This is a genomic window from Flavihumibacter sp. UBA7668 (assembly GCF_002483205.1).
GTDB lineage: Bacteria > Bacteroidota > Bacteroidia > Chitinophagales > Chitinophagaceae > Flavihumibacter.
Genome location: NZ_DLHM01000003.1, coordinates 335,603 through 355,165 on the forward strand (window position 1 = coordinate 335,603; position 19,563 = coordinate 355,165).

General features: G+C 43.9%; 13 protein-coding genes. 9 read left to right on the plus strand and 4 right to left on the minus strand.

What is annotated here, in order from left to right:
• Window positions 1-27 precede the first annotated feature (27 nt).
• The 5 genes from B2746_RS07265 to B2746_RS07285 all read left to right on the plus strand — a co-directional run bounded on the left by B2746_RS07265 (window position 28) and on the right by B2746_RS07285 (window position 4,579).
• Window positions 28-852 (plus strand): ParA family protein, encoded by an 825-nt coding sequence (locus B2746_RS07265; protein ID WP_290792196.1) that lies wholly within the window; start codon window positions 28-30, stop codon window positions 850-852.
• 563 nt (window positions 853-1,415) lie between these two features.
• Window positions 1,416-2,333, plus strand: coding sequence for a ParB/RepB/Spo0J family partition protein (locus tag B2746_RS07270; RefSeq protein ID WP_290792197.1), 918 nt, complete (start codon window positions 1,416-1,418; stop codon window positions 2,331-2,333).
• Window positions 2,334-2,336: 3 nt separating this feature from the next.
• Complete coding sequence (locus B2746_RS07275) at window positions 2,337-3,230, plus strand: DUF5683 domain-containing protein (RefSeq protein ID WP_290792198.1); 894 nt, start codon at window positions 2,337-2,339, stop codon at window positions 3,228-3,230.
• A gap of 220 nt (window positions 3,231-3,450) precedes the next feature.
• Entirely contained in the window at window positions 3,451-4,167 is a 717-nt protein-coding gene (dapB, locus tag B2746_RS07280) for a 4-hydroxy-tetrahydrodipicolinate reductase (protein WP_290792199.1), read from the plus strand.
• 1 nt (window position 4,168) lies between these two features.
• Complete coding sequence (locus B2746_RS07285; RefSeq protein ID WP_290792200.1) at window positions 4,169-4,579, plus strand: RrF2 family transcriptional regulator; 411 nt, start codon at window positions 4,169-4,171, stop codon at window positions 4,577-4,579.
• A gap of 15 nt (window positions 4,580-4,594) precedes the next feature.
• Here B2746_RS07285 and B2746_RS07290 read toward each other — a convergent pair whose 3' ends face one another.
• Both B2746_RS07290 and B2746_RS07295 read right to left on the minus strand, forming a co-directional pair.
• Entirely contained in the window at window positions 4,595-5,821 is a 1,227-nt protein-coding gene (locus tag B2746_RS07290; RefSeq protein ID WP_290792201.1) for a peroxiredoxin family protein, read from the minus strand.
• Window positions 5,822-5,883: 62 nt separating this feature from the next.
• Window positions 5,884-6,831, minus strand: a complete 948-nt coding sequence (locus B2746_RS07295) for an NAD-dependent epimerase/dehydratase family protein (RefSeq protein ID WP_290792202.1) — start codon at window positions 6,829-6,831, stop codon at window positions 5,884-5,886.
• A 132-nt stretch (window positions 6,832-6,963) separates the two neighbouring features.
• Between B2746_RS07295 and kdsA the strand changes: the two genes are divergently transcribed.
• Together kdsA and B2746_RS07305 are read left to right on the plus strand one after the other, a co-directional pair.
• On the plus strand, window positions 6,964-7,782 hold the full coding sequence (gene kdsA, locus B2746_RS07300) for a 3-deoxy-8-phosphooctulonate synthase (protein WP_290792203.1): 819 nt from the start codon (window positions 6,964-6,966) through the stop codon (window positions 7,780-7,782).
• Window positions 7,783-7,960: 178 nt separating this feature from the next.
• A complete protein-coding gene (locus B2746_RS07305) occupies window positions 7,961-12,727 on the plus strand; it encodes a translocation/assembly module TamB domain-containing protein (protein WP_290792342.1) in 4,767 nt (1,588 codons plus the stop codon).
• Window positions 12,728-12,816: 89 nt separating this feature from the next.
• Here B2746_RS07305 and B2746_RS07310 read toward each other — a convergent pair whose 3' ends face one another.
• Window positions 12,817-14,028: a bifunctional 3,4-dihydroxy-2-butanone-4-phosphate synthase/GTP cyclohydrolase II gene (locus B2746_RS07310; protein WP_290792204.1), complete on the minus strand. Its 1,212-nt coding sequence runs from the start codon at window positions 14,026-14,028 to the stop codon at window positions 12,817-12,819.
• A 264-nt stretch (window positions 14,029-14,292) separates the two neighbouring features.
• On the opposite strand from B2746_RS07310, the gene B2746_RS07315 reads away from it, so the two are divergent.
• Window positions 14,293-17,556: a TonB-dependent receptor gene (locus B2746_RS07315; protein ID WP_290792205.1), complete on the plus strand. Its 3,264-nt coding sequence runs from the start codon at window positions 14,293-14,295 to the stop codon at window positions 17,554-17,556.
• A 58-nt stretch (window positions 17,557-17,614) separates the two neighbouring features.
• On the opposite strand, the gene B2746_RS07320 is transcribed toward B2746_RS07315, so the two are convergent.
• On the minus strand, window positions 17,615-18,445 hold the full coding sequence (locus B2746_RS07320) for an alpha/beta hydrolase (protein WP_290792206.1): 831 nt from the start codon (window positions 18,443-18,445) through the stop codon (window positions 17,615-17,617).
• A gap of 148 nt (window positions 18,446-18,593) precedes the next feature.
• Here B2746_RS07320 and B2746_RS07325 point away from each other — a divergent pair, with 148 nt between their 5' ends.
• Window positions 18,594-19,556: an ATP-grasp domain-containing protein gene (locus B2746_RS07325; RefSeq protein WP_290792207.1), complete on the plus strand. Its 963-nt coding sequence runs from the start codon at window positions 18,594-18,596 to the stop codon at window positions 19,554-19,556.
• Window positions 19,557-19,563 lie beyond the last annotated feature (7 nt).

Sequence of the window (19,563 nt, forward strand, 5' to 3'; positions counted from 1 at the left end):
AAAACCGCAAGAACGAGGAACTGAATTATGGCAAGAATCATTGGCGTAGCGAATCAGAAGGGTGGTGTAGGCAAAACCACCACTGCTATTAACCTGGCAGCAAGTTTTGCCGTACTGGAATTCCGGACCCTGTTGGTGGATGCAGATCCGCAGGCCAACAGCACAACCGGTACCGGTTTCGACCTGCATAATATTACCCAGAGTCTGTACGACTGTATGGTGAATGGTACGCCGATCCGGGATGTGATCCTGAAATCGGATATTCCGCACCTGGATGTGGTACCCTCCCATATTGACCTGGTGGGTGCGGAGATTGAGATGATCAATTACCCCAACCGTGAAAATGTGCTGAAAGGGATTCTGAATCCGGTCTTGGATGAATATGATTTTGTGGTAATTGACTGCTCTCCTTCCCTGGGATTGATTACCGTAAATGCCCTGACTGCCGCCGATTCCGTAATTGTTCCGGTTCAGACAGAGTTTTTTGCTTTGGAGGGATTGGGAAAACTATTGAATACCATAAAGATTGTACAAAATCGCCTGAACCCTGAATTGGAAATTGAAGGGATTTTGATGACGATGTACGATGGCCGTCTGCGTTTGTGCAACCAGGTAGTGAGTGAAGTACGCCGTCATTTCGATGAGTTGGTATTTAATACCATCGTTCACCGGAATACGCGAATCAGTGAAGCCCCTTCCGTAGGCAAACCGGTTATATTATACGATGCCTACAGCAAGGGATCGGTCAACTACCTGAACCTTGCCAAGGAAATATTACAGAAAAACAATATGACTAAAATAAGTCAGGAAGACAGAGTGATGGAAGTGGAGGAAGGAGAAGAGGAGGAATAGGGAAAGAGGAGACAACGGAGGAAAGGGAGGAAAGGGAGGAAAAGGAGACAAAGGAGGAAAGGGGGAAAAGGAGACAAAGGAGGAAAAGGTGAAAGGGATACAATGGAGACAATGGAGGAACAAGGAGAAGAAAAGAGACAAAAGAAAAAAGGGGAAGATGAGTTTTTCTGGGGGGGGTATTTAAAAAATGCCGGTCGGTTTACATTGTTCCATGTGTGGCGACTAGAAAAATTTGAGTGGTGAGAAATAAGTCGCAGGACTTGTGATATTAGATGTCTATCGAAAGAATTGTGAACTGAAAAGTGGGACTTCAGAAGTGGGACGCGGAACCCGTGAATGGAGAGGTGTGATATCTGCCGAGAGATATGTGCCGCGAGAAGACAGCGGTGAGAAGACAGGGCTGATAAGTGAGTGGTGAAACCTGAAATGTGCAAGGAAAATTCCTTTAGCCCGCGGATGGAATAGGATTGTTTAGTCAGTTGATGTTAGCATATATAGAAGCGCATTGCGAATTTTGATGCTTCCATTTTTTACTTTTTACTTTTGAATTTTTACTTTGCAAAATGACCAACCCCAATAAAAAAGACGCGCTAGGAAAAGGAATTCGTTCCTTATTGCAGAATATCGATGCTGATTTGAAAAGCACATCCGGACAATTAAAGCCACAGGTAGTGGAACAGGCTACCAGCATGAGCCGGATTCCGATTACTCAAATCGAAACCAATCCAAAACAACCACGTCATGATTTTGATGAGCAGGCACTGAATGAGCTGGCCGCTTCCATAAAGATTCATGATATTATACAGCCCATCACGGTTTCCAAATTACCATCAGGAAAATACCGGCTGATTTCCGGGGAACGCCGGTATCGTGCTTCTAAAATAGCCGGATTAAAAGACCTTCCGGCATATATCCGCCAGGCAGATGATCAGCAATTGCTGGAACTGGCACTGTTGGAAAACCTGCAGCGGGAAGATCTCAACGCCATTGAAGTGAGCTTAAGTTATAAGCGCATGATGGATGAATTGAATTATACCCAGGAACAGGTGGCGGAACGCATGGGTAAAGAAAGAAGCACAGTGGCGAATTATATCCGTCTGCTTCGTCTGCCGCCCGATATTCAGGTAGCAGTTCGAAATGGCGTGATGAGCATGGGCCATGCAAGGGCCCTGATCAATGTGGACCTGGTCGATAAACAACTCTATATTTTCAATGAGATAAAGAATAAGGGGTTATCCGTTCGGCAGACGGAAGAGCTGGTTCGAAAAATGTACAAGGAAGGCGAAGCGGCTGTTAAATCTGCTCCAAAAACCAGTCTGCCGCCTGTATACAAGAAAATTGAAGATAATTTAGCCTCCCATTTCAGCACCAAGGTAAAACTCAACCATAACAAGAAAGGGCATGGCAGTATTACCCTCGAATATTATTCCATTCAGGAATTGAACAAGTTGCTGGAATCGATGGGAGTAACAGTGAATTAACTCATGATCAAGATCCAGGCGGTAATTTCCATACTGTTTTTAAGTTCAGGCCTACTCAGCGATTTGGAGAGTTTTGCCATCCATCCACCCGACGGGTTACCCGAACAAGGCAAGGCCAATTCTCCATTTGGGTACCATGCCAATTTTTCTTTTGGAATCCGGGGCAATTTTTCTGTCCCGATCAGGTTTCCTGTGGGATTCGTAGCATATTTTGACCTGGATTCTTTGCACATGATGCAGACTGGCAAATTGGCTGATGCCGATACCAGCAAACCCGCTCTTTCCCAAGTTGACACATCAAAGCCTGCCGCCAAACAGCTCGCATCCAATCAATCAGCAAAAAAAAATTCCGATTCCTCAGAGGTTAAGAAAAAAGTAAAAGAACCGCATAACCCACGTAAAGCCACCATTCGCTCGGCAATTCTTCCGGGATGGGGACAGGTTTACAATAAAAAATACTGGAAAGTGCCCATTGTGTACGCGGCACTCGGGGTTACCGGTTATGTGTTTTTTGATAATATCAAAACCTACCGTGAAGTTCGTTTCGCTTATCAGGTAACCGAAAGTAAGGACACTGCAAGTTGGGATAAAGTTGCCCCCTATCTGCGTGTCTTTGTAGAAAATAACGCAACTTCCTCTCTCGATAACTATCGCCGTGAATTCCGCCGAAACATTGACTATTCGGTGTTGGTATTCCTTCTTTTCTGGGGATTGAATGTAGTAGACGCCACCGTAGATGCCCACCTGAAAGAATTTGACGTGAGTCCCGAACTTAGTATGAAGCTAAAACCCCTCCTGCCTAATAATACCTATCAATTGGGTGTTGGGAATACTACCGGCTTATCGCTGGTATTTGATATCCATAAGGCAAAGCCTGCGAAATTGTTTGCAAGATGAGAAGAAGGTGAAACGTGAAAGGTTAATGAGGTGAATAGTGAATGAGGTGAATAGTGAAGGTAGAATATTCAGCAGGTCGGGGAAAATACCCACTTCTATACTGTCCACTGTCCCTTCTCTCCTCTCCTTTTCCTCCTTTTCCTCCTTTGTTTCCTTTTCCTCCTTTTCCCCCTTCCCCCTTATATTTGCCACTTCATACTTCTAACTTCAAACATCTAACTTGAACATAGCATTAGTAGGATACGGAAAAATGGGCCAGGCAATTGAAAAAATTGCATTGGAGAGAGGGCATACCATTGGATTGAAAATTGACCTGGATAATCGTGCCGATTTAAACGAAACCCAACTCGCTGATATCGATGTTGCCATTGAATTTACGAGTCCGCATAGCGCTTTCGATAATATTATGGACCTCCTGAAAGCAAAGGTGCCGGTTGTATGCGGTTCTACGGGATGGCTCGATAAAAAAGAGGCCGTAGATGAATACTGTTTGCAACAACAGGGTGCCTTTCTCTATGCCAGCAATTATTCTGTTGGAGTAAATATCTTTTTTGAGTTGAATAAAAAATTGGCTCAACTGATGGCTAATCAAACCGAATACAGGGTTAGCATGGAAGAGATTCATCATACACAAAAAAAAGATGCTCCATCCGGTACGGCGGTAACCCTGGCAGAACAAATTCTGCATTCCATCCCTCTTTACAAAAAATGGGTGAATCATAGCAGCAATAAAGCAGATGAACTGGAAATCAAAAGTGAGCGAATTGATCCCGCACCAGGAACGCATAAAGTCATTTATACTTCTGCAATCGATGATATTGAAATCATCCATACGGCGCATAATCGCACCGGTTTTGCCACAGGAGCTGTAATGGCGGCAGAATTTCTTAAAGGGAAAAAAGGTATATTCGGTATGAACGACGTACTCGGTTTTTAATATGATCTCGAAAAAAACCCAATATGGTTTAAAAGCACTGAGTTTTATGGCCCAACGTGAACAACAGGGCCCAATTCTCATTGCTGAGATCTCATCCGAAAAAAACATCCCCATTAAATTTCTGGAAGCCATCCTGCTGGATTTGAAAAAAGCCGGATTGCTCGACAGTAAAAAAGGGAAAGGTGGTGGTTATTATTTTGCCATTCCGCCGGCAGGAATAAAAGTTGCTACGGTCATCCGAATACTGGATGGCCCTATCGCCCTGCTCCCCTGCGCAAGTCTGAATTTTTATAAGAAATGCGAAGATTGCGATGAGATTACCTGCGGACTAAACCATATCATGAAAGAAGTGCGGGATGCCAGTTTAAGTATTCTGGAAAACCGCACGATAACTGATATCGCATTTACATAAATTCAGCAGAGCTTATTATTCCGTCAGCAGTTTATTGATTGTTGCTTCAAATTCAGCTACATAATTCGTGTATGCCTCACCTGTAGCCGGACCAAAAAATCCGCTATGAACTTTTTTAATAGTACCGTCTTTTCCAACAAAAATGGTACTGGGAAAAACTTTAATCGGCGTTAATTGCGGCAATGTTTTTTCCGTACGCAAGGTATCAGAACTGGTTACACCAGTAATTAACATAGGGTAGCCCACCTGAAAGCGCTGCTGAAATTTCCGTAAACTGTTACGGGAGCGGGTAAGGTCTGTACTGTATTCATAGGCCAGCGAAACCACTTCCACCCCGCGAGATTTATTCTTCGAATAATATTTACTCAGAAAATTGGTTTCATCCATACAATTCGGACACCAGGATCCCATCAGCTGAATTACCACAACTTTATTCTGAAACCTTGCATCGCGTATACTGACGATCTTGCCATCCAGATCAGGAAAACTGAAATCCAGTGCTGGAGCATCCGGTTTCAAATAGACACCAATTCCGTCCAATGGTAATTGTGCGTTTTCATTTCTAATGGCAGAAAATTCTTCCACATGCGTTGGACCTGAATAAAATCGTCCACCTTCTATTTCTGTGGCAGATTTAATACGAGCCGAAAAAACATAAGCATGACTGCCATCAAATGTGCTAAGGAATAAACTATCACCCCGAACAATTCCCTCCAGATAACGATAATCGCCCGAAGGTGCTATGATGGTGCCGGTGAGGCGGGATCCTTTTTGAAGAAATTGAGCAATTGCGGGCCGCGGACTGCCATCTGGCCGTAAAATGGTCATCTCCCATTTTCCGGTGATTTTTTCTGTTGGTGCTGCCCCTGAAATAAACCGATCAGATCGATTTGGTACAGCAACCATCGGCATAATCGACAATCCCTTGGTGGTACCCTTGCGCCATTCGCCCTGCAAGGATCCATCTTCCTGTTTTTTAAGAAAAAAAGCAGATTCGAAAAATGGCAGATCAATCAAAACTGAATCGCCTATCGCATTAATATTTCGAACTTCCAAACGTTCGGTTGCATTACGGATATAGATATAGGGCTTCCCCTTTTCATAATTCAGATCGAAATTGAATACGATGGGTAAGCCTTCTTCGCGAAGCAATTCTGCCCGCCAGGTTCCGGGTTGAACCGGCTGGGCATGAACGGATGCTCCACAAAAAACAATTATAAGTACAAAATAAATATTTCGCATAGGCTACTAATCTAACCGGCAATTTACGCCAGGCAGTTGGTAAACTTAACAAATTAACAAGCCTACTGGTTTTGGAGATTGGCCAGCATATCTGCAGTCATGCGGTTCAGGTCATAATCCTGTTGCCAGCCCCAATCGCGGCGGGCAATATGATCATCAATGCTCTGTGGCCAGGAATCGGCTATAGCCTGCCGATAGTCTGGTTCGTACTTCATGGTGAAATCAGGAAGATGTTGCTGAATGGACGCAGCAATTTCCTTTGGCGAAAAGCTCATTGAGGAAATATTGTACGAAGTACGAACCGTAATTTTTTCCGCAGGTGCTTCCATCAGTTCAATGGTTGCCTTTATAGCATCCGGCATATACATCATCGGGAGGTAGGTATCCTCCTTCAAAAAAGAGGTATAAGAACCCTCTTCCAGGGCTTCATGGAAAATTTCAACGGCATAATCGGTGGTTCCGCCGCCTGGAGCTGATTTATAACTGATGAGTCCGGGGTAACGAAGACTCCGTACATCCACTCCATAGCGCTGGTGGTAGTAATTACACCAGAATTCGCCGGCATATTTGGAGATTCCGTAAACGGTGGTGGGTTCGATAATGGTGTACTGCGGACAGTTTTGTTTGGGTGAAGTTGGTCCGAATACTGCAATGGAGGAGGGCCAATAGACCTTGGTGAGTTTTTCCTCACGTGCAATATCCAGTACATTCAGCAGGCTCTGCATATTCAGGTGCCAGGCCAGGTTGGGATTTTTTTCACCGGTGGCAGAAAGGATGGCCGCCAGCAGGTACACCTGTGTGATATTTTGGCGGATCACCAGCACATGCAACATTTCCTTGTTTAATGCATCGATGGATACATAGGGACCGGTCCCTTTCAGGAGTTCATTTTCCTCCCGCAGGTCGGATGCCAGTACATTGCTGTTGCCGTATATTTTCCTAAGTGCCAGGGTCAGTTCCACCCCGATCTGCCCGCAGGCACCAATAACCAGTATTTTCTCCTTCGTCATAGCAATCGAAATTAAGCCTGCAAACCTACATACAAAACCGATAGCTTTCTCACCCGCCGGGTGCCACCGGTCGGGTACCACCCGACCGGTGGCACCCGGCGGGTGAGATGGGAGAAATCCTATCTTTGCAGGATGGAAAAATTTCTGAAAGAGCTGTTTACCGGTCAAACTTATGATGAGAAGAACTTTTTTTTGATTGCTGGTCCATGTGTAATTGAAAGTGAAGAACTGCTTACGGAAGTGGCGGAAAAAGTAAAAACGATCTGCACCAAACTTGGAATCCCCTATATTTTCAAATCCTCGTATAGAAAGGCGAATCGTACTAGTGCCAGCTCTTTCACCGGTTTGGGCGATGAACTCGGCCTGGACCTCCTCCACAAAACCGGGCAGCGTTTCAATTTGCCCACCACCACTGATATCCATGCCCACGATGAAGCTGCACCAGCTGCCAAATACGCCGACATCCTGCAAATCCCCGCATTTCTCTGCCGCCAGACCGATCTCCTGATTGCCGCCGCGGAAACCGGAAAGGTAGTCAACGTGAAAAAAGGCCAGTTTCTAAGCGGCCCGTCCATGAAATTTGCTGTGGAAAAAATCAGGCAGGCGGGAAATGATAAAATCATCCTGACTGAACGGGGTACTACTTTTGGTTACCAGGACCTGGTAGTGGATTATCGCAATATTCCCTGGATGAAAGAACACGGTGTACCTGTGGTGATGGACTGCACCCATAGCCTGCAGCAACCTAACCAGACATCCGGCGTAACAGGAGGTAATCCCCAAATGATTGGAACCATCGCAAAAGCTGCGCTGGCAGCGGGCGCAGACGGACTCTTCATCGAAACCCATCCCAATCCGGCGGTAGCCAAAAGCGATGGCGCCAATATGCTGCAACTAGACAGGTTGGAAGATTTGCTTACGACTCTGGTCAAGCTGCGGAAGGCCTTGTAAAATCAGGTTAAGAATTAAACCTCGCCCCGGGTATACCAGTCTCATCCAGTAAATTCGTTCAATGGACACAATCTTCTTAGGAGGTTGATCCTGAATAGTTAATTTTGCAGCTAATACCCAATTCCTGAAACGAGTATTTAAAATAACCGGTTACCTGATCCTTTCGCTTTTGCTATTGGTGGTGCTGGTGTATTTTCTCTTGCAGGTCAGTTTTGTCCAGAATTATATTGCCCGGCAGGCAGCCAACCGGTTGTCGAAAGCCTTGAATACCGAGGTAAAAGTGGACCATATTGACCTCGAGTTTTTTAATACACTATCGCTGAATGGCACCCTCGTGCGCGATCAGAACAAGGACACCCTGCTTTATGCCGGTGCCCTGAAGGTGAATATCACCGACTGGTTTTTCGTAAAGGAAAAGGTGGAACTCACCTATCTCGGACTGGAAAACACCCTGATCGACCTGCATCGGGTAGACTCCGTTTGGAATTACCAGTTTCTGGCCGATTATTTCGCCGCACCTGCGAGTACCAAAAAACAGAACCCCATTCAATTATCAGTCAAAGAAGTTTCGCTAAAAAATATCCGCCTTTTGCAGCGCGATGAGTGGCGCGGTGAAAATCTCGGCCTGTCTCTCCAATCCCTGGATGTGGAAGCAGAAATTTTCGACCTGATCAATAAAAATATCCAGATCAGAAACCTCGCTATAGTTCAACCAAATTTTTCCATTTATAATTACGAAGGCCGCCGCCCACCAAGGCCCAAAATTGCCAGAGCAGAAATCCCACCTAATGATCCGGAACATCTTCGCTGGAATTCAGGGCGATGGTCGCTCGGCGTTCGATATCTCACCATCAAAAACGGCAGTCTCAAGAACGATATTGAAACCGAACGCGCTCCTTACTATTATTTCGATGGCGCTCATTTTCAGTTTAGCCAGATCAACAGTCAGTTTCGTGATGTAAAACTGATCAATGATACTTTAAGTGCCGCCATTCAGATTGCTACCAAAGAGCGATCGGGATTTGAAGTGAAGCAACTTAAAGCCAATCTGAAATTTCATCCGGAAGCGATGGAATTCCGCCAGCTCGATATTCGCACTCCAAAAAGTTACCTGCGGAATTTCTATGCCATGCGCTATGATACATTTGATGATATGAGTGATTTCATTGAATCAATTCGATTAGAGGGAAATTTCACAGATGCCATCGTTCATAGTGATGACATCGCCTATTTCGCACCGGAGCTCGCAAACTGGAATACAAGAATCAGTCTGAGTGGAAAAGCAAGTGGTACCATCAGCAACCTCGAAGGAAAAAATGTTATCGCAAAAGCGGGAAACAATACTTTTCTGAATGGGGATTTCTCCCTAAAAGGATTGCCTGATATAAAAAAATCCTATCTCGACGTAACAGTTCGTGATTTCAATGCCAGCTATGCCGATATCAGTCAATTTTTTCCGGTTGTAAAAACAATTACAGAACCCCGTCTGGACCGGCTCGGCTTTCTTCGCTTCAAAGGAAGTTTTACCGGTTTTCTGAATGATTTTGTCACCTATGGTACAATTGAAACCGCACTGGGAACGATTGCCACCGACGTTAACATGAAACTTCCGGAAAAAGGCGTTCCACTCTATGAAGGAACCATTCAAACCGAAGATTTTGATATCGGACAGTTTATTGGCAACTCAATGCTGGGATCTATTGGAGTGGCAGGTGATATTAAAGGGAAGGGCTTTACCTTAAATAGTCTGGATGCCGGATTGAAAGGATATATTCCCTTTATCATTTATAACGGTTATGAGTATCGCGATATAGAAGTGGATGGCAAATTTGCCAAGCGATTATTCAATGGAAATGTGGCAGTGAATGATGAACACCTGGAAGCAAAGCTGAAAGGGCTGGTTGATTTATCTGGCGATATTCCCCGTTTCGACTTCAGCGCACTGGTGGTGAATGCAAACCTGCGCAGCATGAAATTCACCAAAGAAGAATTGGATTTCAATGGAACCTTCAATGTGAACTTCACCGGCAGTAATATTGATAATTTTCTTGGCTCGGCACGTATTTCAGACGCATCGGTTTTCAATAATGGCCAGCGAATATCTTTTGACAGTTTATATGTTGAATCCAGTTTGCAGGAAAGTGGAAATAAAACCATCACAGTACGCAGTAATGAATTTGAAGGAATACTGGCAGGGAAATTTAATATCTCCTCTCTCCCCGATGCGTTTCAAACATTTCTGAACAGGTATTACCCCAGTTATATAGCTGCTTCCAAAACCACGGTGGATAATAATTTCAGCTTTTTTATCACCACCCGCAAAGTGGATGATTATTTAAGTCTGCTTGATAAACGATTAAAAGGATTTAATTATTCCACCATAAACGGGCAGTTAAATACCGAGGAGAATATATTTGATGTGGATGCCGAAATCCCGCAATTTGGTTATAATAAACTCGGGTTTTATGATGTAAAATTTCAGGCCAGGGGTAATTTCGATTCATTAGCTGTCAGCACCAATGTAGGTGATATCCAGGTAAATGACAGTTTGCATTTTCCGGGTTCGGTAGTAACCATTTCTGCAGCAAAAGACCTATCGAAAGTTTCTATTATAACCAGTGCCAACCAGACCCTGAACCGCGCCTCCATTGCGGGTGAAGTACAGACATTGAAGAATGGTATCCGCGTACAGTTTTATCCATCAAGTTTTGATATCAACCAGAAACCCTGGATCATTGAGGATGGAGGTGAAATCATATTAAGTAAAGAACTGGTAACAACCGAAGGGGTGCGCATTTACAGTGAGGACCAGGAAATTATTCTGACATCAGCCCCTTCCTCTATTGGTAAAGGGAATGATCTGAAAGTGGAGTTGAAAAAAATAAATATCGGCGATTTCGCTCCGTTTTTTGTGAAGTCGAATCGTCTTGAAGGATTGCTAACCGGCGAAATCGAACTCATTGACCCATTCAGCAACCTGCAGGTGGATGCAAGTGCAAAAGCCGAACATTTTCGATTGGATAACGACTCCATCGGAGTGCTTGATTTATCCAGTACCTATTCCAGCAAATCAGGCAAGGTCACCTTTAAGACAGTATCATTGAATGAAGATTATAATTTTGATATAGCTGGTTTGGTTAACACCACAGACAGCTTATCGGATCAGGTAGATATCCGGGCGAATTTAAAGAATACCAAAATCAGTTTATTACAGCAATACCTGACAGGCATTTTTGAAAAACTGGATGGGTATGCAACCGGACAACTTCAGATCGTTGGGAAAGGAAAAAATCTGAAATACCTGGGAGATGTCAGTTTGAATAATGCCGGTTTGCTGGTGGATTACACCAAGGTATATTATAAAATTCCTGCTGCTCAAATCAAGTTTTCAGATGGACAGATTGATTTTGGGAAGTTTGTTTTGCAGGATACACTGGGAAACAAGGGCGAGCTTACGGAAGGAAAATTATACCACAATAACTTCAACGACCTGGCCTTTGATTTTGCAGTAAAAACAAATAAGCTCTTGTTATTGAACACAACTCCGGCGGATAACAGTTTATTCTACGGCAATGTGATTGGAAAGGCCAATATGAAGTTCAGCGGACCGATGTACGATATGCAGATGGAGATCAGCGGAGAGCCGACGGACAGCAGTAATATTTATATCGCTACCGAAAGCAGCAGACAGAATGCAGAAGCTGATTTCATTGTTTGGAAAGAATACGGTAAAGAAATGACACCTTACAAACCGTATGATAAGGAATCTAATTTTACTGTGAGTCTGGATATCCGCGCAAATAACAAAGCGGTGGTGAATATGATCATTGATGAAAGTACGGGTGATATCATAACGGCGAGAGGTAATGGAAATTTAAAAATGAGGGTGGGTTCAAAAGAGAGCCTTAGCATGACCGGCAGATATGACATTGAAAGCGGTTTTTATAATTTCAATTTTCAGGCCTGGAAGAAGAATTTCGTATTGTTACCGGAGCGGAACAATTATATTGTTTGGAATGGCGATCCCTATGATGCTACATTAAAAATTGATGCCTTATATACTGCGAACAATGTTAAGTTTAGTGATCTGTTGAGTAGTGGCGGATTTGGAATCAATGATCCGAATGTAACGCAGTATCGGGGAACGGTAAACATTATTGCAAATATTACGGACCGCCTGTCTCAGCCCAAGATCCGCTTCCGGATTGAGTTACCGGAGAACAGTCCATTGCGGAATAATTACCAGGCCAGCGCCTTGTTTAAAATTATTCAGGAAGATGAGAGTGAATTGAACAAGCAGGTTTCCTACCTGATTCTGTTTAATAATTTCGGACCATTAACTGCGGTTGGAAGCTTACAGAACAACAGCGCATCGTTTGCGAATACAGCCTTTGAAAGTCTGGTGGTGAGTAGTATTTCCGGATTTTTATCGAGTGTATTATCAAATGAATTTTCCAAGATTTTGCAGAATGTATTCAATGATAAGAGTCTGAAGTTGAATATGAATGCAGCTTTGTATAGTGGCACGAATTTAACCGGACAGTCGAATGCGCAGATCATGTTACCGGATCGGACAAATATCAACCTGAGTCTCGCGAAGAGTTACCTGAATGAGCGACTGACCTTTATGGTGGGAAGTGCGATTGATTTCGGCATTAATTCGCGTCAGGCGGCAACTTTTCAATTTCTGCCGGATGTGTCTGCTGAATACAAGCTGACTCCGGATGGAAAATTCCGCATTACATTCTTCTATCGCAATAACTGGAGTTATGCCTACCAGAGTGCGTTGCAGCGATCCGGTTTGGGGATTTCTTATCGCAAAGAATTTGATCGTATTTGGGAACTCTTTACCCGGAAGAAGAAAAAGAAAACAGAAACACCGCCTGCGGTTGATACGGCAGATGGCCCGGCAATACCCGATAGCACCAGCGGAGCAAAAAAGTGATATAAGATTTTAGATTTAACTCTGTGGCCTAAACATCTAAAATCTTACATTTTACTTCTTACTTCTTATTTCTTACTTCTTACTTCCTTCTATTCTCCTTCCGCGCCAAGAATTGTATGTCCCAGTTTATCTCTCTTTGTCTGAAGGTATTTTTCGTTGTGCGGATTGGGGTGGATACGAATTGGTACGGTGTCCACAATTTCGATCCCATATCCTACCAGTCCGGCTCTTTTTTTCGGATTATTGCTGATAAGTTTCAATTTGGAGACGTTAAGGTGACGGAGGATTTGCGCTCCGACACCGTAATCACGCTTATCCATAGGAAACCCCAGGTGCAGGTTGGCTTCCACGGTGTCCATTCCTTCCTCCTGAAGTTTGTAAGCCCGGAGTTTATTCATGAGGCCGATGCCCCTGCCCTCCTGATTCATATACAGGACTACGCCTTTACCTTCGGCTTCCACCAGTTGCAGCGCTTTATGGAGTTGTTCACCGCAATCGCAACGAAGAGAACCGAGGATATCACCGGTGAAGCAGCTGGAATGCACGCGAACAAACACCGGTTCATCTTTTTCCCAGCTACCCTTGATTAGGGCCATATGTTCGTTGAGGGTGTGTTTTTCTCGAAAAGCGACCATGGTAAAATGGCCAAATTGGGTGGGCATATCAACCCGAACCACCTCTTCGATCAGGGTGTCGCGTTTGAGGCGGTATTCAATCAGGTCTTTGATGGAGATGATCTTGATACCAAATTTTTTAGAGATTTCCATTAGTTGCGGCAGTCGGGCCATGGTACCGTCTTCGTTCAGAATTTCGACCAGCACACCGGCGGGCTCGCATCCGGCCAGGCGGGCCAGATCAATGGTGGCTTCAGTATGACCGGCACGGCGGAGCACGCCGCCTTTTTTTGCTTTCAGGGGAAATATATGTCCGGGGCGGCCAAGTTCTTCGGGGCGGGTATCCGGATTAATGAGGGCCTGGATGGTTTTGGCGCGGTCGTGAGCGGAAATACCGGTGGTGCAGCCGTGCCCGAGCAGGTCGACGGATACGGTGAAGGCGGTTTCGTGCAGGGCGGTATTACTGGAAACCATCATATCGAGCTTTAGTTCTTCACAGCGATCTTCCACGAGGGGGGCGCAGATGAGTCCGCGGCCTTCTTTACTCATAAAATTGATCACTTCGGGTGTTACATGGCGGGCAGCAATAACAAAATCCCCTTCATTTTCGCGGTCTTCATCGTCCACCACAATCAGCATCTTCCCTTCTTTAAAGTCCTCAATGGCACTTTCGATACTATCCAGCATAGTCCAAATTTTTGCAAAGCTACGGGAAACCCGAGAATAGACGTCAGACAGGTGTTAGAACACTGTTAGAGAGGTGTCAGATAGGAGTTAGAATGCTATTAGATAGGTATCAGACACCTATCTCACTGGTGTCTGATACCTGTCTCACTGGTGTCTGACGACTTTCTTCGGGGTAAACGGGGAGGTTACAATTTGTTAACACTATCCTAATAACATAATAAAATTATTCAGTTTCTTTGCAGCAAATTGTAAAACACACACATTATGCTTTTGAAGAGAATTGTACGGCTGGTCTGCCTCCTGATGGCATTCACTGCCAGCGCAACAGCTCAGGTAACGACCAGTAGCATGAGCGGATTTGTAAAGACCTCAACAGGAGAACCCCTAGTTGGTGCGACAATCAAAGCTACCCACATTCCTACTGGATCTGTTTATACCAGCACCACCCGCGTTGGTGGGCGTTTTGACATCCAAAACATGAACCCTGGCGGTCCTTATTCCATCGAAGCCAGTTTTGTAAACTTCCAAACCACAAAAAAAGACGAGATTTTCCTTACACTGGGTGAAACTTTCCGTGCAGACATCAATCTGACAGATAAAATTGATGAACTGGCGGCAGTTATTGTTAGCTCAGTTAGAAAACAAACAGCTGCTGGTGGTAAAGGTGGTGCCGAAACTGTGATCGGCCGTGATCAAATGGCCAACCTTCCAACTGTTGGACGGAATATTACTGATTACCTCAGAGCAATCCCGCAAGCTAAACTTACTGCAGTTGACGGTGGCATCACCATCGCCGGACAAAATAACCGTTTCAACTCCTTTTATATTGACGGGGCCGTTAACAACGATGTATTCGGCTTAGCTGCATCCGGAACAAATGGCGGACAAGCAGGAATAGCACCAATATCTATAGATGCGATTGACCAGTTCCAGGTGGTTGTTTCGCCATATGATGCATCTCTTGGTAATTTTACCGGAGGTGGAATCAATGCCATCACCCGTTCAGGGACAAACCAATTCCAGGGCTCTGTTTACTATTTCTTCCGCAACCAGGACCTATCCGGTAAAACACCTACCGGCGAAAAGGATAATGCAAGCAAACTGTCAGAGTTCAAAAATCAAACAATTGGTTTCAGAGTTGGTGGTCCAATTATCAAAAACAAACTCTTCTTCTTTATTAATGGTGAGGTTCAGCGCGATGAACGCCCTCAACCATATGATTTCGACAATTATTCCGGAAATACGCAGGATATAAATGTTGTTAACAACCTGCGTTCTACTATTCTTAGCCAGTATGGTTACGAAACCGGTGGATTTAATGACAATCCTGAAAAAGTAAATGTTGATCGTATCACAGCTAAATTAGACTGGAATATAAATTCCCGCCATAAGTTCTCCTTCAGTTACCGGTTAAATAAAGGAGAGCGATTTAATACATCCAGCAGCAGCAATACTGCCATTAACTTTTATAATAACGGATACCTGTTTCCAACAAAAACAAATTCCTTATCTGCAGAATTAAACAGCAACCTTAAAAGAGGTATGAGTAATAAATTACTCATCACTTACACAGATGTTCTGGATGATCGGGTACCACTTGGTGACCCCTTCCCAAGGGTTACGATTTTTGATGGTGCCGGACGTTTCGTATTTGGATCAGACAATAGCTCCACTCAAAACAAACTGGAACAATCCACCATTAGTCTTTTTGATGCCTTTAAGATTAACCGTGGCAAACACTCATTAACGTTTGGCACCGATAACGAACTGAACAAAGCTTATAATGTATTTCTTCAAAACACATATGGCAACTATGAATTTGCAGACATTGCAACTTTTCTTGCCAATGGAAATCCTCGTCAATATATAATTGGATATCCAACTGTTGATAACGATCTAAGCGACAATACCGGAGCGGCAGCTAACTTCAAAACAGCACGATTAGGCCTTTTTATTAATGATGAAATAAAAGTAAACGAGGCATTTACCCTAAACTTGGGTATTCGTGCTGATTACAACATTTTCTTAACTGATGCACCAGAAGACACCTATTTCAATGAAACTGCTCTGCCAATTTTCTCACAATTCCATGATTTTAAAGGGGCTCGTTCCGGGCAAAAACCAAAAATGCCGGTAGCGATTTCACCACGACTTGGATTTACCTATAAAATCGACGAAGAAAATATCGTGATTCGTGGTGGTGTAGGTATGTTCACCGGACGTATTCCGCTGGTTTGGCCTGGAGGCATTTACAATAATACCGGAATCAGCCAGGCCCGATTTACAGCAAGTTCATCACAAAACTCAGCAGCTCTGGCACAAATCACCTTCCGCCCCGATCCTTTCAACCAGTATCGTCCGGAAGATCTTGGATTTGGTGTTTCAAAAGGAAATATTGATCTGATTTCTGAAAAATTCCGTGCTCCAAAAGTGTTGCGTACTTCTTTAGCCGTGGACAAAAACTTTGGAAATGGATGGAAATTCACTGTTGAAGGAATCTTTACCAAAGGAATCAATGAAACCTTCTACACCAACGCTAATATCGTACAGCCTAACCTGGTTTCTGCTGGTCCGGATGAGCGTCAGGTGTATCAGAATCCGGCTAAAATTGCCTTCCCTACAGGCAATAATCCCTATGATAATGTAATGATCCTTTCTAACAATGATGGTGATAAAGGATACAGCTACAATTTTACTTTTTCACTGGAAAAAAGATTCCAGCGCGGTTTTAGCTTTAATGCCAATTATACATACGGCGAATCCGTAACACTCCATGAAGCTACCAGTTCAGTAAACCTGAGTCAGTGGGCAAATATGGAAGCAGTAAACAGCCGCAATGCACTTACCCGTTCTGTTTCTGACTTTAGCCAAGGACATCGCATTTTTGCTTTCGTTGCCAAAAAATTCAGCTATGCCAGAAAAAAAATGGCAACTACTCTCTCTCTGGTTTACAATGGTCAATCAGGAAACCCACTTAGTTACACATATAGAAACGGAAGCCCTATTCGGGATGGAGCCAGTAATTTCAATGACCTGATTTATGTTCCAACCAGTCAAGAAATTCAAACTATGACTTTCTTAAACAACACAGTTTCCGGGACAACCTTTACACCAGATCAGCAACGCGCTGCTTTTGAACAGTTCATACAAAATAACTCCTACCTCAAAAGCAGGAGAGGTGATTTCGCAGAGAGAAATGGTGATCGACTTCCTTTCACCCATTTGCTTGATTTAAAAATTGCACAAGATTTTAATGTAAAACTCGGAGGTAAGGTATACTCTGTTCAGATAAGCTATGATGTATTTAACTTCACCAATATGTTGAACAGAGAATGGGGCAGAACTTATTTTGCAAGTTTCGATCAATTCAATGCGCTCGATTTTTCAGGATATACCAACGCAATGGTACCTCAATACAGATTCAATCCGAACAACACAAATGTTGATCCTTATACTGTAAGCACAAGCACTGTTCCAAACTATAGTGCAAGATGGGTTAGCCAATTAGGGTTCCGCTTGAACTTTTAATTAAAAACTATCCAAATAAAAAGAGGCTGTCTCGTAATGAGACAGCCTCTTTTTATTTTTACCTCCTCCCAAACGCCCAATCCAGAAACACCGGCATCGCCCGGCCCCAGGTTACCACATCATGGCGACCATCTGCCAATTCCAGGTAATACATATCCGTTTCGCGATGATACCCCTTTCGCTCCAACTCCTCCATCAATCCCAGCGTATCATCAATGGAATCGATAATGCCATTTCCGTTCCGATCATTGGTTTCATCAAGCGTTCCCGTACAAAGAAAAAATTTCAACCAGGGAGCATAATTACCCTTGCGGACCAGCTCGTGCATGATTCGATGTTTATCATCGTCATAATCAGGTTCCGTCTGATCAATCATCCGCCACCAGAGTGATGCTGAAAAAACACCAACCCTTGTAAACTCATGCGGATGCGCCCATACAATATCCAGGGCCGACAATCCCCCCAAACTAAATCCGGCAAACACTTTTTCACTGAATTCCGGATAGCCCAATTCCTTCCTGATCACCGGCAATAATTCCTCAAATAAAAACTTCGTATAATCACCCGCCTTTGCTCCGCGACCCAGATAATCAGGAACTTCAGCCGTTCCATATTCCATTTTTCGATCTATCCCTGCATGAATCGCTACAGCAATCAGCGGAATGGCCCCATTTCGATGGAAAAAATCCCCAAAGATAGCCGTCCATCCCATCGCACCCATATCCTGGCCATCATTCAACAATAAGAGGGAAGGCCGCTCTTTTCCTGTCAGAAAAACAGGCAAATAAGCATCTACCTTTACCTCTCTTTCCAGGAAAGCAGAATCAACCTGAAAGGATTTGATATCAATTGTAACAGTTGTTTTCTCCGGCGGCATCAATACACTCATAACAGTTCACAATAAAATAATACAGGGCGATGAAAATACAGGAATTTGATGAAAAAAAGCTTTCTGAAAACCTGATTGGTCGTTTTATACTTGCCTAAATAATAGTATATTCAAGGCAGATCATTTCCATTCATCAATACCATTACACATGAAGAAAATAGGCATTTTGTTTGGCCAGGAGCGAAGCTTCCCAATGGCATTCATCGAACGGGTGAACAGTAAAAATATCGAAGGCATCGTTGCCGAACCGGTTCGAATTGATAAAGTTATGCAGGGCGAAGCAACCGACTATGCCGTGATCATAGACCGCATTTCGCAGGATGTTCCCTTTTACCGGGCCTTTCTGAAAAATGCAGCACTGTGCGGAACAGCCGTTATCAACAACCCATTCTGGTGGAGCGCCGACGAAAAATTTTTCAATAACTGTCTGGCTACCAAAATTGGTGTACCGGTTCCCAAAACCGTTATTCTCCCCTCCCGTGATCTTCCTGCCGACACCTCCGATCAGTCGTTCAGTAACCTCGCTTACCCACTCGACTGGGAAGGAATTTTCAGTTATGTTGGTTTCCCCGCTTATATGAAACCCTTCGCTGGCGGTGGATGGAAAAATGTATACAAACTTACAAGCATGGAAGATTTCTTCGAGAAACACAGCGAAACAGGTGAGCTGGTTATGTTGTTACAGGAAGAAATCATCTTTGATGAATACTATCGTTGTTATTGCATAGGAGGAAAACATGTTCGCATCATGCCCTATGAACCCCGTAATCCGCATCATCTTCGTTATCAGGCCGGATTTACACCAAGTCCGGAAAGGCTTAAACAGATGGAAGAAATTGTTTTAAGAATCAATCATTTTCTGGGCTACGACTTCAACACCGTAGAGCTCGCTTTAAGAGACGGTATTCCTTATGCAATTGACTTTTGCAATCCCGCTCCCGATGCAGAAATCAAAAGTGTTGGTGAAGATAATTTCGCCTGGGTAGTTGAAACCGCCGCCAATTATGCTATTGAAAAAGCGATGGCATTCATACCCGGCAAAGACAACCTGACCTGGGGAGAATACATCAAGCGAAGTGCAGCAAAAACAGCTTTAACAGCCGGACTTTAAACATCTG

Bases quoted from the DNA above. Each gene is read 5' to 3' on its own strand.
- B2746_RS07265 (WP_290792196.1), top strand. From the start codon at position 28: ATGGCAAGAATCATTGGCGTAGCGAATCAGAAGGGTGGTGTAGGCAAA.
- B2746_RS07270 (WP_290792197.1), top strand. From the start codon at position 1,416: ATGACCAACCCCAATAAAAAAGACGCGCTAGGAAAAGGAATTCGTTCC.
- B2746_RS07275 (WP_290792198.1), top strand. From the start codon at position 2,337: ATGATCAAGATCCAGGCGGTAATTTCCATACTGTTTTTAAGTTCAGGC.
- B2746_RS07285 (WP_290792200.1), top strand. From the start codon at position 4,169: ATGATCTCGAAAAAAACCCAATATGGTTTAAAAGCACTGAGTTTTATG.
- B2746_RS07290 (WP_290792201.1), bottom strand. From the start codon at position 5,821: ATGCGAAATATTTATTTTGTACTTATAATTGTTTTTTGTGGAGCATCC.
- B2746_RS07295 (WP_290792202.1), bottom strand. From the start codon at position 6,831: ATGACGAAGGAGAAAATACTGGTTATTGGTGCCTGCGGGCAGATCGGG.
- kdsA (WP_290792203.1), top strand. From the start codon at position 6,964: ATGGAAAAATTTCTGAAAGAGCTGTTTACCGGTCAAACTTATGATGAG.
- B2746_RS07310 (WP_290792204.1), bottom strand. From the start codon at position 14,028: ATGCTGGATAGTATCGAAAGTGCCATTGAGGACTTTAAAGAAGGGAAG.
- B2746_RS07315 (WP_290792205.1), top strand. From the start codon at position 14,293: ATGCTTTTGAAGAGAATTGTACGGCTGGTCTGCCTCCTGATGGCATTC.
- B2746_RS07320 (WP_290792206.1), bottom strand. From the start codon at position 18,445: ATGAGTGTATTGATGCCGCCGGAGAAAACAACTGTTACAATTGATATC.
- B2746_RS07325 (WP_290792207.1), top strand. From the start codon at position 18,594: ATGAAGAAAATAGGCATTTTGTTTGGCCAGGAGCGAAGCTTCCCAATG.